This window comes from Paenibacillus solisilvae (genome assembly GCF_042656405.1).
GTDB classification, from domain to species: Bacteria; Bacillota; Bacilli; order Paenibacillales; family Paenibacillaceae; genus Paenibacillus_Z; species Paenibacillus_Z solisilvae.
The window spans coordinates 839-15273 of record NZ_JBHSOW010000137.1 but is presented as its reverse complement, the minus strand read 5'-3'; the positions used below and the strand labels follow the sequence as shown (position 1 = coordinate 15273).

At 43.9% G+C, this 14435-nt stretch carries 16 protein-coding genes and 1 pseudogene; 14 read left to right on the top strand and 3 right to left on the bottom strand.

Annotated features, from left to right (window positions below):
* Window positions 1–1391 precede the first annotated feature (1391 nt).
* From ACFPYJ_RS32640 to ACFPYJ_RS32600, 9 genes and pseudogenes are all read left to right on the top strand, one after another.
* Complete coding sequence (locus tag ACFPYJ_RS32640; RefSeq protein ID WP_379192689.1) at window positions 1392–1973, top strand: sulfurtransferase TusA family protein; 582 nt, start codon at window positions 1392–1394, stop codon at window positions 1971–1973.
* A gap of 31 nt (window positions 1974–2004) precedes the next feature.
* Window positions 2005–2400: a DsrE/DsrF/DrsH-like family protein gene (locus ACFPYJ_RS32635; protein ID WP_379192687.1), complete on the top strand. Its 396-nt coding sequence runs from the start codon at window positions 2005–2007 to the stop codon at window positions 2398–2400.
* A 20-nt stretch (window positions 2401–2420) separates the two neighbouring features.
* Window positions 2421–3569: an MBL fold metallo-hydrolase gene (locus ACFPYJ_RS32630; protein WP_379192685.1), complete on the top strand. Its 1149-nt coding sequence runs from the start codon at window positions 2421–2423 to the stop codon at window positions 3567–3569.
* A 13-nt stretch (window positions 3570–3582) separates the two neighbouring features.
* Complete coding sequence (locus ACFPYJ_RS32625) at window positions 3583–3810, top strand: sulfurtransferase TusA family protein (protein ID WP_379192683.1); 228 nt, start codon at window positions 3583–3585, stop codon at window positions 3808–3810.
* 292 nt (window positions 3811–4102) lie between these two features.
* Entirely contained in the window at window positions 4103–4885 is a 783-nt protein-coding gene (locus ACFPYJ_RS32620) for a sulfite exporter TauE/SafE family protein (RefSeq protein WP_379192681.1), read from the top strand.
* Window positions 4886–4990: 105 nt separating this feature from the next.
* Entirely contained in the window at window positions 4991–5473 is a 483-nt protein-coding gene (locus tag ACFPYJ_RS32615) for a DsrE/DsrF/DrsH-like family protein (RefSeq protein ID WP_379192679.1), read from the top strand.
* Between the two features lie 73 nt (window positions 5474–5546).
* Window positions 5547–5813, top strand: coding sequence for a metal-sensitive transcriptional regulator (locus tag ACFPYJ_RS32610; protein WP_379192677.1), 267 nt, complete (start codon window positions 5547–5549; stop codon window positions 5811–5813).
* 43 nt (window positions 5814–5856) lie between these two features.
* A pseudogene (locus ACFPYJ_RS32605) lies at window positions 5857–6148 on the top strand (rhodanese-like domain-containing protein).
* A 222-nt stretch (window positions 6149–6370) separates the two neighbouring features.
* Window positions 6371–6712, top strand: coding sequence for a DUF302 domain-containing protein (locus tag ACFPYJ_RS32600; RefSeq protein ID WP_379192831.1), 342 nt, complete (start codon window positions 6371–6373; stop codon window positions 6710–6712).
* A 576-nt stretch (window positions 6713–7288) separates the two neighbouring features.
* Here ACFPYJ_RS32600 and ACFPYJ_RS32595 read toward each other — a convergent pair.
* A complete protein-coding gene (locus tag ACFPYJ_RS32595; protein ID WP_379192675.1) occupies window positions 7289–7564 on the bottom strand; it encodes a hypothetical protein in 276 nt (91 codons plus the stop codon).
* Window positions 7565–7741: 177 nt separating this feature from the next.
* Here ACFPYJ_RS32595 and ACFPYJ_RS32590 point away from each other — a divergent pair, with 177 nt between their 5' ends.
* A complete protein-coding gene (locus ACFPYJ_RS32590) occupies window positions 7742–8005 on the top strand; it encodes a DUF4238 domain-containing protein (protein ID WP_379192673.1) in 264 nt (87 codons plus the stop codon).
* 5 nt (window positions 8006–8010) lie between these two features.
* Here ACFPYJ_RS32590 and ACFPYJ_RS32585 read toward each other — a convergent pair whose 3' ends face one another.
* Window positions 8011–8682, bottom strand: a complete 672-nt coding sequence (locus ACFPYJ_RS32585; RefSeq protein ID WP_379192671.1) for a response regulator transcription factor — start codon at window positions 8680–8682, stop codon at window positions 8011–8013.
* Complete coding sequence (locus ACFPYJ_RS32580; RefSeq protein WP_379192669.1) at window positions 8682–9734, bottom strand: sensor histidine kinase; 1053 nt, start codon at window positions 9732–9734, stop codon at window positions 8682–8684. The genes ACFPYJ_RS32585 and ACFPYJ_RS32580 overlap by 1 nt, the downstream gene beginning before the upstream one ends.
* A 133-nt stretch (window positions 9735–9867) precedes the next feature.
* On the opposite strand from ACFPYJ_RS32580, the gene ACFPYJ_RS32575 reads away from it, so the two are divergent.
* The 4 genes from ACFPYJ_RS32575 (at window position 9868) to ACFPYJ_RS32560 (ending at window position 14022) form a co-directional block, all read left to right on the top strand.
* On the top strand, window positions 9868–10647 hold the full coding sequence (locus tag ACFPYJ_RS32575) for a sulfite exporter TauE/SafE family protein (RefSeq protein WP_379192829.1): 780 nt from the start codon (window positions 9868–9870) through the stop codon (window positions 10645–10647).
* Window positions 10648–10745: 98 nt separating this feature from the next.
* A complete protein-coding gene (locus ACFPYJ_RS32570) occupies window positions 10746–11933 on the top strand; it encodes an NAD(P)/FAD-dependent oxidoreductase (protein ID WP_379192667.1) in 1188 nt (395 codons plus the stop codon).
* Window positions 11934–11967: 34 nt separating this feature from the next.
* Window positions 11968–12576 carry a helical membrane plugin domain-containing protein gene (locus tag ACFPYJ_RS32565; RefSeq protein ID WP_379192664.1) on the top strand — a complete coding sequence of 203 codons (609 nt, stop codon included), beginning with the start codon at window positions 11968–11970 and terminating at the stop codon, window positions 12574–12576.
* Between the two features lie 30 nt (window positions 12577–12606).
* On the top strand, window positions 12607–14022 hold the full coding sequence (locus ACFPYJ_RS32560; RefSeq protein ID WP_379192662.1) for an MBL fold metallo-hydrolase: 1416 nt from the start codon (window positions 12607–12609) through the stop codon (window positions 14020–14022).
* Window positions 14023–14435: the final 413 nt, after the last annotated feature.

Genomic DNA, 14435 nt, shown 5'->3' with positions numbered 1-14435 from the left:
AAAGTCCACAATTATCTGAATAATTGCGCTAATGCTTGAAGGGGTCCCGCCAACATTTTAACGATAATATACGCTAAGCCTTCAATCGTATCTGGGGTTTGGCATTTTTTTTACTCTAAAGGGTACCTCCAGCAAAACGCGGATTTACAACGTTAAGGAGATATGGATACAAAAATAGCCGCTTCTCACCACGCTAAGGGTGCAAAAGGATGTACCTGTATTCGCCCATGATAAATATTGATAATAAGGGGTCCTGCCAACATTCAGAAAAGGGGCAGTACCAGCGTAGCTGTCATGAGAGGTATTCGTATGTTAGTTCTTGGTAACACTTTGCGATCTTTGTCAGCTTCGCTGGTTCCTTTTTATGGATAATAAATGGAAGGGTTTACATCCATTTTGCTCCTCATAACAGCTACGCTGGTATCGGGCCGTATGAGAACTTCCTCCGGAACCTTGGTAACGGTCGGCATAGGGATCAGGAAGTTGAAACACCGTTGAATCCAGAATACGAATACGATGAAAATACGCGTTACATTCACAAGGTAGTGAGAAAGAAGTCATGATTTTTTCTCGGAGAAGTGTTGAAAAAAGGGATTGAAGGAAGGCTACTTGCAGAAGGATTGAACCGCTGGTTCAATCCTTCTGCGCTCATCGAAAGATGATTGGATGCATCAAGTTGACTGCATAATCGTGCGAGGGGGGTCACTGATACAGGATCATTTAAAAAGACACATAAGGAAACCATATCCTGTGCAGTATATTTGCTTTTACGTTGGACAAAGCCGGCTTTTCTAGCGAGCTCTTCAAGCTGAGAAGGAGAAAAATGACGTTGTAATTGCTAGCAGTTGCATTTCTTCGCTGATAGAAAGTGGATTAGACTTCATGACAAACCATCCTTTCTATGGAATCATGCCTGATATAGAAAGGATAGCTTATTTTTCCATTTTGGGGTATAGATTCATTTTAGCTTGATGGGCATGTGGCGGGACCCCTTTATTATAAAAACAACAAGTTTAAACCAAGTAACCATGCCGAAACCTTAAGTTAGTGCCTGTTTATAAGAGGAAATGGAAGATAATCAGAAAAACACGTAGACCCCACAACAGATTCATGTGGGGTCCTATTTTTTGAGTGAGGCGCGGTCAATGTCCAGTGATATCGCGTCTGACATCCGCCCGGTTCGCGAGAAAGTTGGATGTTTAAGGTGGTAGTGTTGACAAGGGCAAATCTCTCGCTTATTATAATACCCATAGGGGTATACGTATAAATAATAAATATCCCTTGGAACTTGTCTTCACTATCTGACCGTAAAAAGAAATATTTTCCCCCTGCTGGGCACATTAAACAAAGGCCAAATGGGGTGAAGACCAAAACATAAGGAGGTTATTGATATGTCTTTACCATCAGGTATCCAGGCAGATAAGACACTGGATTGTAAAGGACTTGCGTGTCCCATGCCCATCGTAAAAACGAAAAAAGCCATGGACGAACTAAAAGCAGGCCAGGTGATCGAGGTTCTGGCTACGGATAAAGGTTCATTGGCCGATATGCAAGGCTGGGCTAAAAACACAGGCCATCAATACCTAGGGACCATTGAGGAAGGCGAGGTTTTGAAACATTACCTTCGCAAATCGAATCCGAATGAAACCAAAGAGGATGAGAAGTTTCCTTTTACCATAACAAATGAGGATTTGCAAAAAAGGCTGGCTGCCAATGAAAATATAACGGTTTTGGATGTGCGCGAACCGGCGGAATATGTCTTTCACCATATTCCCGGAGCAAAGTCCATCCCACTGGGGGAATTGGAAAGCCGCATTCATGAGTTGGACCCTAATGAAAAAATTCAAATCGTCTGCCGCGTTGGCAACCGAAGTGATCTGGCTTGTAAGCTGTTAGCGGAAAAAGGATTTACAAATGTGAAAAATGTACTTCCTGGCATGTCCGGCTGGAACGGGCCAACCGAGCAGAACTAAATTAAAAAAATAAGTATCGGAGGAAATACTCATGTCTAGTAAAGTAGCAATCATTGCAAGTAACGGCGGATTGTTTGATGCCTACAAGGTATTCAATATCGCGACGGCATCGGCGGCAACAGACGCCGAAGTCGCTATATTCTTCACGTTTGAAGGACTTAATTTGATTCATAAAGAGGCGCATCATCAATTACCCCTTCCAACCGGGAAAGAGCATTTCGCGGAAGGATTCAAAAATGCCAATGTTCCCTCCATACCTGAACTGGTGGCGATGGCTCAAGAGCTAGGTGTCAAGATTATTGCTTGCCAAATGACCATGGATGTCCTGAACCTCAAAAAAGAAGATTTTATCGATGGAATTGAAGTCGGGGGCGCTGTTACATTCCTGGATTTCGCAAAGGATGCCAACGTTTCACTAACGTTCTAAGTTAAGGGGGAGAGCAAGCGATGACAACCGCAACAGGATTAAACACGATGACATCAAGAGAACTGACCCAATTCGTGATGAATAAAGAAGAACTCTTTATTCTGGATGTTCGGAATGAAAGTGATTTTAACGATTGGAAAATCGAAGGGGAACGTATTGACGTGATCAATATCCCTTATTTCGAGTTGTTGGATGGTGTGGACCTTGCACTTGATAACATCCCCAACGGTAAAAACGTGTTGGTCGTTTGTGCAAAAGAAGGATCGTCCAAATTTGTCGCCGAACAGCTTGTCGAAGCCGGGCGAAGCCCCGTTTTTTACCTGGAAGGCGGCATGCAGGCTTGGAGCGAACATTTGGAACCGGTCAAGATTGGCGAATTAAAAGATGGGGGCTCCATTTATCAGTTTGTCCGGATCGGCAAGGGCTGCTTATCCTATATGGTTGTGTCCGGTGGTGAAGCGGTTATGGTAGACACACTCCGAATGACTGATGTGTTTGAAAACTTTGCAAACGAACAAGGTGTGAAGATTACGCACACCATTGACACTCATCTTCATGCGGATCATATATCAGGCGGTAGGAAGCTCGCCGATCAAGTCGGGGCCACCTACTGGATTCCTGCAAAAGATGCGACCGAAGTCACGTTTGACTATGCCAAGCTGGAAGAAGGCCAGGCGATTACCGTAGGCAAGACCACGATCAACATTCAACCGGTATATTCTCCCGGTCACACCATTGGAAGTACATCGCTGGTTGTAGATGGTCAATATTTACTGACCGGGGATATCTTGTTCATCGAGTCGATCGGGCGACCGGACTTGGCCGGTCAAGCCCAGGATTGGGTAGGAGATCTCCGGCAGACGCTGTATGACCGTTATAAAGAACTGTCACAGGACCTGATTGTACTCCCGGCTCATTTTGGCAAGGTGTCCGAACTCGGTGAAGGAGGCCGGGTGTCCGCTCGTTTGGCCGATTTATATGCCAACAACCGTGGTTTAAATATCGCGAATGACACGGAGTTCAGACGTATGGTGACCGAAAATTTGCCGGAGCATCCGAATTCGTATCAGGAAATCCGGCAGACCAATATGGGCAAAATCGCCCCAAGTGATGAAGAGCAGCGCGAAATGGAAATTGGTCCGAACCGCTGTGCCGTTCACGATAACTAAGGAGGAATGACGAATGCAAGCAGATCTGATTGTCGATACCAAAGGAATGGCATGTCCGATGCCAATTGTGAAAGCGAAGAAGGCACTCGATGGATTACAGCCGGGGCAGGTCATGGAGGTACTCTCAACGGACAAAGGTTCCGTAAACGATTTTCAAGCCTGGGTGAAACAAACCAAACACGAACTCATCAAACATGAAGAAGAAAACGGGATTTATAAATTTTTCGTAAAAAAGATCTGATTGGGTCAACTATAAAAATAAGCGAACACAATTAGTGTGTTCACTTATTTTAAGCCGTCATATAGGATTCTAACCCCCAAGGAGCAGTAGCTTTCTTCTTTATAGTGTCCTTGTGGACAAACCTTTGTACAACAAAGGGACTGATTTATGGGGGTTAATCGTTGATTGCACGTGGGACAATTATCTTCAAATATTTTTTTCAAAACGCTTATCATAAGATATCACCTTATTTCTGATGAAATTACTTGGTTTAATTATAACCTATTGTTTAAAGCAGAACAAGGAGGGAATTATGGACATTCTCCTTTACATGGTCATGACGTCACTGGGTTTTGTCGGATCGTTCTTCTCCGGCTTACTCGGCATAGGCGGAGCTATTATCAATTATCCCCTTTTGTTATTTGTTCCATCCACTCTCGGCGTCGCTCAATTTACCGGGCAAGAAGTCGCAGCCATTAGCATGTTCCAGGTGTTCTTTGCATCCTTAGCCGGATTGATTGCATTTCGGAAGAAGGGCGAGAAAACGATTCATAACGGACTTGTGTTATATATGGGAACCAGTATATTGCTGGGCAGTCTGATTAGCGGTTTTGGCTCACGCTTTTTACATGGGGACGTTATTAACATCATTTATGGAACATTGGCCATTATAGCCGTCGTGTTGATGTTAATGCCAACCCGAGTAAAACAAGCAGATCCAGAGGGCGTGATCACGTTCAATAAATGGATCGCAGCTATATCCGCCTTTATTGTGGGAATCGTATCCGGTGTTGTCGGTGCCGGTGGCGCGTTTATTCTGATCCCGATTATGCTGACGGTCTTAAAAATTCCAACACGTATTACGATTGCTTCCTCACTTGCCATCGTATTCATTTCCGCCATTGGCGGTGTGATCGGTAAAATAACGGCGGGGCCGTTCCCCATTTTACCTACAATATTTGTGGTGCTCGGCAGCTTGATCGGCGCTCCGCTCGGCTCCCGAGTGAGTTCAAAAATAAACGTACGGTTTTTGCGCTACGCGTTGGTCATTTTAATATCATTAACCGCCGTAAAGGTCTGGTCATCTATTTTGTAACGGCTCCTGGATAGGATTTTCTTGCGCTCTAGTCTTGCATTCATTTCGTTTGTCTTGAATTATACCTATAGGGGTATAAGTATATAAAAAGGAGGCATTTATAACATGGAAGCCACAAAACAAAAAACAACCATTGTCCTATTCAGCGGTGATTTAGATAAAGCAATCGCGGCCTTCATTATTGCCAATGGCGCTGCGGCTTACGACCACGAAGTAACCATTTTCTTTACGTTCTGGGGATTAAATACGCTGCGCAAAGATGAAGTGGTGAAAACCAATAAAGGGTTGCTGGAGAAGGCTTTTGGCTGGATGATGCCAAGGGGCGCGAAGCGACTCGGATTGTCCAAAATGAATATGGCCGGTATGGGACCACAAATGATTAAGCATGTGATGAAAAAGCACAACGCGCTTTCTCTTCCGCAGCTGATCGAATTGGCACAAGAGCAAGGCGTAAAGCTTGTTGGCTGTACGATGACGATGGATCTGCTTGGGCTGCAGCAAGAGGAACTGATGGATGGCATCGAATATGGTGGGGTGGCCGCTTACTTGGGAGATGCGTCAGAGGGTAAAGTAAATCTGTTTATCTAATATCGTGTTTTTATTTTTTGACTTATAATATACCCATACGTGTATATGTGAAATGAAAGGTAGGGGTAAACTTATGGAGTACAATTATACCGATGAATTGAAAACACGCTTGAGAAGAATCGAGGGTCAGGTGCGCGGCGTGCTTCGCCTGATGGAAGAGAACAAGTCGTGTAAAGAGGTTGTGAGCCAGCTGTCGGCTGTTCGTAATGCATCCGATAAGGCCATCGCCCAAATCGTTGCCGAGAATTTGCAACAATGTTTGTTGGAAGCGCAAGCCGCTGGAGGAGATACAGACAAGCTTGTTAAGGAAGCGGTTGAACTACTTGTGAAAAGCCGGTAAATCATATTCTAATGAATATTTCGAACGCAGGAGGGATTTGATCATGACGTTTCAAATACCAAAAGAGATAACACCGCAGGAAGTCTCCACACGTTTAAAACAAGACGAGTCGATCTTGATTGTGGACGTGAGGGAACCGAACGAATGGTCCGCCGGGCACATCGCCGGTGCTAAACATATTCCGCTGGGACAATTGATCGAAAGACAACATGAACTGGACCCTAAACGCGAGTGGTAACCGAAGCGGACTTGCGTGTGAATTGCTAACCGAAAAGGGATTCGATGTCGTGAATATGACCGGTGGACTCAACGCGTGGACGGATGAATTGGTTTAAATTGAAGAAAAGTTGTGATGCCTGAAAAGCTGGCAACAGCAGTCGCTGTGCGCTACTTTAACTGTAGGGAGCTGTGGAAGGTAAAGGAGGACAGTAATGCCAATTCTTTTCTTACTGCTCGGTTTCGGTTTTTTTTGGTGGATACGAATGGTTTGGTCGGTTAAAGGCCTTTTATTCGTAGACCCGAAGGTATTGAAAGACGTATCGAAGACAAACTTGAAAATGCTTGATGTCCGGGATAAAAAATCGCCCGAAAAAGCCATCGCAGATCTTCAAGAAAGCTTGAAGGAAGAAAAATTCGGTGTGTTATGGCAGCTCGACATGAAAGAAAAGCTGAACGAGAAAGGTGTGGAATTCGACCAGACCTATCACATCCTTGAAGTCTGCAATCCGGTGGAGGCCAAATGGGTTTTGTCTGAAAATGCGCTGGTTGGTTATTTTCTGCCCTGTAAAATTGCGGTCTATGAAGAAAATGGTACAACAAAAATAGGAATGCCAAAACCTACGGCCTTAATCGGGCTCGTGGAGAACGAACAGTTGATGGCTCTCGCACAGGATATCTAAAACCGTTTGGTTATCTGTATTGATAGTAGTCTTTAAGGGAAGAGTCGCTTGAAATTCTGCCTGTCAGTTCAGGCTACCATACAAATATTGAAACAGGACAGCTCATACGAGCTGTTTTTTTACTTTTCCGATTTAAACGGTATATGCAACCGGATCGCCACAATGAAACAGGGTGATCTTGTATTTTTTCTGGGGACCGATGTTGCTACTGATATTCTTTTGGGTGGTTTTAGCTGCTCTTATTTTTGGAGTAAAAACAAAAGGTAGCGAAGGACCGGTGTGCTAGGCAGCAAGAGGCAGCATAAAAAACCTTTAGTGGCTGTTTTGTTTGTCTTGCGCCCTTACCGGGGACTCGAATTGTGGCTTATTTTGCAGCCTTTTTTTCTGCAAACACTTTTTTAAGTTCTTCTATCATAAAGGTTCCCTTAATGCCGGAAACATTCACTTGCAACTTATCATTGTTGTATTCTGTTTGTGAGAGTCCGTCAGAGACGACATATTGACCAATATCGGATTTAGGTTAGGAACAACAGATACTTTTGATTGGCTTTTACTTTATCAGTGGATTGGTAGAGTTTAACGGTTACGTCCTTGGCTTGGCCGTTCTTCGACGTGTAAAACGGCTTCTTGATGGGAAGCTTCGGGATCGCCTTGGGTGCTGTCTTTTACGTTGCTCACCGATTCCACATTCGCCAGGACAACCAGGTCTGTTTTCCCCTTCATCATCTGATCAATACTGTACATAGGAACGTCTACTTGTGCGGGTGGGACCGTTGAATCGGAAGCATTGCTTGCTCCATTTGCTGCGGAACATCCTGCGAGTATCAGTCCACAAACCGTAATGATTGTCAAAAACCTTGTTATCTGCTTTTCCCTCCCTTCTATAAAAATCGACGTCACTGTCAGAAAAAGGTTGCAATTTAGGTAATATTTAGGGCTAACCCTTACCGGGTTTGTGCCTTGATAACATTTCCACGTACTGTAATATTATTCGCCCATGTGTTATTTTTAGAAAACAGGTAGTTCTATATGGAACGGGTGAATAAATTGAGCGATCTCGTAAAAAATCAGCATTGTATACCGCAAAGCGTATTAAAACATTTTTCTTCCAACGAAAAGGTCTTTGAAGCCTTAGTGGATGAAAACAAAGAGCCGTATCCGACCCACTACCGTAATTCAATGTCGGAGCGATTTACATATGAGCATCCAAACCTGGCTCGAAATCAATTAGAGAAATTTTTTCAGGAAGTCGAAGCCGATTACGGCCCCGCGATCATCGATCTATCGAAATGAACTCGTTATTTTTCTTCTTCAAGCGATTTTAGAGATTCGATATAACCATTTTTTAACGCGTAATTTACTAGATCCGCTCTGGACTCCAAGTGCAATCTTCTCATGATATTGGAACGATGTGTCTCAACTGTTTTCACGCTAATATATAATTTGCTGGAGACCTCTTTGTTTGTAAAGCCATTTGCAAGAAAAATCAATACTTCTGTTTCTCTGGGAGATAGGTTATCAAACAACTCGGCCTTCCTAGATTTCTTCAATATTCTCTCTCGAACTTCATAGGGCAACCGGCTTGGGAGGTAAGGGTAGCGTGAAGTTCCAGTTCGAAGTGCTTCCAAAATTTCTTTACTATCATCATTTTTAAATACAATTCCATCAACACCGACTGCAATCATTCTTTCGATATGTGCATTGTCATCGAACATGGTTAACATGACCAGGCGTATTTGAGGATGTAATTCACGAATATGCCTTGCAGCGGTAACACCATCCAGTCCATACGGCATGTGTACATCCATTAAAATGGCATCTGGATTCAACCGTTCAGCCAACAGGACAGCCTCTTCCCCAGAAGATCCCTCTCCAACAACTATGATATCAGACTCCTCTTCGAAAATGAGCCGTAATCCTTTTCGCACTAATGGATGATCATCAATGATGACCAATTTTTTCTTATTCATCAGAATTCCTCCCCTCGTGTGCTGCTATTGGCTCTCAAAGAATTAGGGAATTGAAGCTCCACTCTTGTACCTTGATCGACTGAAGAATTAATAATAAGTTGACCATTTAATGCCACCACTCGTTCTTTCATATTTTTTAATCCGTAACCGGGAGATTCTATTATAGATTCGGTGTCAAATCCTTTGCCATTGTCCTCGATTTTCACAAGACAAACCTTATCGCAAGAAAGAGAAATGAGGATTCGGGAGGCATCTCCATGTAGAATTGCGTTATGCAAAGCCTCCTGTACGATTCTGTAAACATGCACGGTGCTTCGGCTTAATTCATCTTGTATCCAATCAGAGTCAATATTTACTTCGATCACGCGTTTATTTGTTTTCATCTGATCAGCTAGGGTTCGAATGGCTGCAGTTAGTCCTAAATCGTATAGAACAGCAGGGTACAATGCTCGTGACATAGTTCTCACTTCTTCGGCACAAAGTTTTACCTGGTGCTTAATTTCGTCAATTTTAATTTTTTGATCCTGTGAATGGTTTCTCAGATGCTCCAGGCTTAGGTTAATGCCGTATAAAGTTTGAGAAATGCCGTCATGAAGTTCCTGAGAGATCCTTTTCCTTTCTTCTTCCTGCACCTCCAATGTCCGTTGATTTAATTGGGCTCGTCTCTCCAATTCTTTAGATTGACGTTCAACAGTGACATCTCGAATGGTGATGACCATATCTCCATTCGGTGCATTGCGGGGGGACGATAAAAATGTTCGACTCATTCCTACCGATACAGGCGTTCCCATTTTTGTTGGAAGATCAGATTCGAAATAGCTCTGCTTTGGTTGGCTTGCCAAAAAGCATCGTTCTTCTCCAGGGGGGACGGGTCTGTTTTGACAGTACGTACAATATGGGATGACATCTCCCAACTCCCATCCAGTAATTCGGGTTGCTGAAGGGTTGATAAAGACAATAATCCTGTTTTGATCCATAACGATAATTCCATCGTTCAACAAATTAAACAACTCGCGAAGTCTGCGGGTATCCTGGTCAGGTGCGTCTGACATGGTTTTATCCTCCTACCTGGAATTATAGGGTACTACCTATTCGTTACCAAACAAATCAGGGATTTCCCCGATTTATTCGTTTCTCTTTTGATTATACATTTACATCATGAAAGGGGGAGAGTCATTGTCTGCAGTGCAGGTAGTTCTTGCTGTTCTATCAGGTGGCACGGTCGGGTTTACCTTGGGATTGCTTGGTGGTGGCGGATCCATCTTAGCCGTTCCTTTGTTGCTGTATGTTGTGGGCATTCAGGACCCGCATGTCGTAATCGGCAGTACTGCTTTCGCGGTGGCTGTTAACGCATACCTGAATTTAATTCCGCACGCAAAAAAGAAGCATGTGAAGTGGAAGGTTGCCGTTTCTTTTGCAATTCCAGGTTCACTCAGCGCGTATGCCGGATCCGCCGTCGGAAAATTGGTTCCTGCTAATCAAATTTTATTTTTGTTCTCTATCTTGATGATTGTCATGGCGGTTCGAATGATATTGCCAAGGAAAGGTACAGGTCAAAAAACATTAACTGAATCTGTAGCATCCCCTAAAATGGTTCTGGTTATTGCGATGGGTGTATTAGTCGGATTTATCTCTGGTTTTTTCGGCATTGGCGGCGGATTCCTTATTGTGCCAGGCCTCATGTATTCTGCGAGTCTACCGATGATTGAAGCTATTGGATCATCCTTGTTCTCAGTTGGAACATTTGGGCTTACGACTGCTGTTAACTACAGTATTTCAGGATTGGTAAACTGGTGGGTCGTCATTGAGTATATCACAGGGGGGATCATTGGAGGGCTAGTCGGTACTGTTTTAGCGTCCAGGTGGAGTACGAAACAGAAAACGTTGAATTACATCTTTGCTGGTTTTGTGTTTGTTGTTGCCATTTATATGCTTGTCCTGAACGTGAAAGCCTTGCATTTCTAATAATAAATCAGGGATTTCCCCGATATATCTCTACCTGTCAACGCAGTACGGTTAAAGCACTCGACATTTGTCGAATTAAGAAAAAGGAGTGAAAGAACATGCATTACAAGGTAGTTATCGTAGGCGGGGGAAGCGGCGGAATTAGCGTGGCAGCCCGCTTGCTGCGCGAAGCTCGAAATTTGTCTGGTCAAATTCTTATCCTTGATCCGGCGGGGAAACATTATTATCAACCGCTCTGGACATTGGTAGGCGGCGGGGCCGTCAACCGGGAGGCGTCAGAGCGCGAAGAGTCTTCTGTGATCCCGGAGGGCGCCGTTTGGCTTCAAGAGGCCGTTCAATCGTTCAACCCGGAGGAAAACAAGGTGATGACTTCTTCCGGAAAGGCAATTTTGTATGATTATCTGGTTGTTGCCGCGGGCATCCAAATTGACTGGAATAAAATCAAAGGATTAAAAGAGTCCATGGGCAAGGATGGTGTATGCAGTAACTATTCGTACGATTATGTGAATAGTACTTGGGAAAATTTGCGTAACTTCAAAGGCGGGAATGCCATTTTTACGGCTCCCAGCACAGTCGTTAAATGTGGAGGTGCCCCACAAAAAATTATGTATCTTGCGGATGACTATTTCCGTAAGTCGAAGGTTCGCGACAAGGCTAAAGTGATGTTTGTTTCGGGAGGTACGAAAATTTTTGGTGTAGAAAAGTATGCCGATTCCTTAAATAAAGTCATTGAGCGCAAGGAGATTGAAACACATTTTAAGCATAATTTAATTGAAATTCGGGGTACAGAAAAAATCGCAGTGTTTGAACAGCTAGATACCAAACAACATGTTGAGATTCCATTTGACATGATCCATGTCGTGCCTCCTATGAGCTCACCTGATTTTATTAAATCGAGCGCTCTTGCCAACGCAGAGGGATGGGTTGATGTAGATAAATTTACACTACAGCATAATCGGTTCTCAAATGTGTTCGGAATTGGCGATTGCGCAAGCTTGCCAACTTCGAAAACGGGAGCGGCCATCCGTAAACAAGCCCCCGTTGTAGTGGCAAACCTTCTTAGTATGATGCACAAGCAACCCGTAGTGAAGGAGTATAACGGATATACATCATGTCCTATCGTGACAGGCTATGGGAGTCTCATTCTAGCAGAATTTAATTACACCAACGAACCGGACGAGACATTTCCGTTTGACCAAGGAAAAGAAAGATGGAGTATGTATCAGATGAAAAAGGAATTGTTGCCTCTGATCTATTGGAACGGAATGCTCAAGGGCCTGATGTGATTATTTGATTAACGTAAAGGAAGGAGGGTGTTCGATGTCAGAGACTCAAAACTCGAACAATCCAAATATCAATCCGCTTGAGGAAGCTTTATCCAGACCTGAAATTCAATCCAGCATAGCAAATGCATTAGAGAATCTGACTGACTTCTTGGAAAAGTATGATGCTGTTAACCGTATGCTGACGTTTGCCAATGAGGTCATGAAGGATAAGGAATCTCTGAGTCATTTGCTTAACGGTTTAAAGGGGGAGTTTCCTTCTGTACACCTCAGCCGAGAAACGCTCGAATCTGCTCTCATCCTTCTGGATAAGCTTCCAAAAATCACAAAATATGTACAGATAATGGAACAAATATTCGATACGTTTGAATCTGTTGCTACGGATAAACAATCCCTCGGGTATCTCTTTAACAGTGCGAAAGAGATTGTAGAGCCCTTGAGCTCAAAAGTACAAGATGGAGTTTCCATGATCCAAGAAGTTCAAATTAGGGCAGAGAGCATTACGAGGCCAGTTACGGTATTCTCGGTCTTGAAACTTCTAAAAGACCCTTCTGTGCAGAGAGGATTTCAGCTATTTAGCGCATTCCTGGAAGTTGTTGGAGAGCGTCAGGTTCAGGTCAACGCAGAAAGTCGTAATCAAAGGTGATGCATTAAGATTTTAATTGGAGGGATTCGAATGTTATTGAAATTTTTTTATGATGAAAAGTTAGCCCAAGCCTCCTATCTTGTTGGTTGTCAGGCTACAGGAGAAGCGATTGTGATAGATCCGTCCCGCGATATCAAACCTTATCTCGAGACTGCGACAAAGGAAGGGGTTCGTATTGTTGCGGCAACTGAAACTCATATCCATGCGGATTTTGTATCTGGAGCAAGAGATTTGGCGGCTCAAGCAGGGGTGAAGCTGTATCTGTCCGATGAGGGGGGAGAGGGCTGGAAATATCAGTTTATGGACCAATATCCCTCACAAAAGCTGAAGGATGGCGACAAATTCAGTATTGGAAATATCCACTTTGAAGTCATGCATACACCGGGGCATACACCGGAACACATCTCGTTTTTATTTACAGATGGCGGTTCGAAGGCAACAGCGCCGCTGGGTATTTTTACAGGTGATTTTGTCTTCGTGGGTGACGTAGGGCGTCCGGATTTGCTTGAAAAAGCAGCGGGCGAACAGGGTACATCAGAGGAATTAGCCAGACTGATGTTCCGATCATTGAGAAAATTCAAAGAACTTCCTGACTTTATACAAGTGCTGCCGGCACATGGTGCAGGGAGTGCGTGCGGCAAGGCGCTAGGAGCTGTGCCGTTCAGTACGGTCGGATATGAGAAGCTGGTCAATTGGGCACTTCAGTATAACGATGAAGAAGAATTTGTTCAAAATTTATTGTCGGGTCAGCCGGAAGCGCCTAAGTATTTTGCGATGATGAAAAAGCTCAACAAGGAGGGCCCCGCTTTACTTTCCCATGTTGAGCAGCCTGTAACGGCGCCTGTGGACGTAGAAATAGTGTCGAACTGGGTAAAAGAAGGCATCGTAGTTGATACGCGTCCTTCCAAACCATTTGCTGAACATCACATCGCGGGTACGATTAACATTCCATGGAATAAGTCATTTGTCAATTGGGCCGGCTGGCTGCTTTCGTACGACATACCCATCTATGTATTAGCGGGAGAAGATCATGTTGCAGAGATTGCCCGCACTCTCCAGTCCATCGGACTGGATAAGTTGGCAGGAACCATGAACCCATGTGTGGTCGATTTAGTGGGATCGGATGATCAAGCATACGATTATGTCACGATTCAAGAGGCGCGCGAAGCCATTCAACGCGGAGAGGTATACGTGTTGGATGTTCGGAATAGCAATGAATGGGCAAATGGGCATATAGCTGAGGCTCATCATATAATGCTTGGACAGTTGCCAGAGCGTTTAGGTGATTTGCCGACTGATAAACCTATTCTGGTTCACTGCAGGAGCGGCGGACGGTCAGCAATCGCTGCAAGTATCCTTCAGGCTAATGGCGTCAATAAGGTTTTGAACCTTCTTGGCGGATACGATGAATGGACGAAAAGAAGTCAGGATTTTCAAGTGCGTTGATTTTTGAACGATTGTAGGTCCCAAGACACTCATCACGTTCATCGGATTACAACCTAATCTCGAACAATGGAAAAACGTGGACGGCTATTTTAAGTGTTTTACCCGCGAAATATAACGCAAAAGACATAAAAAAAGGAATACAAAGCCTCCGCTAAGGGGGTTTTTGTTTATTTTCCGATGTTTACGAATGGTACAGAGCCGTTATCGGCACCAGAGGAGTTTTCCCACCTTTCGAGCATAAAGGTTTGTTTTTTTTTTGTTATGAATATTTAAAAAGGAGATGAAAATAATATGTAGAAAAACTATACAATGGGGTTTAGCAATGACAGATCAATGGATTGCAAGTGTCATCGATGGTGGGGTGACTACTCTAGGGGTATGGATAATAATTCGTACTTTTAAAGAGTTTAAGA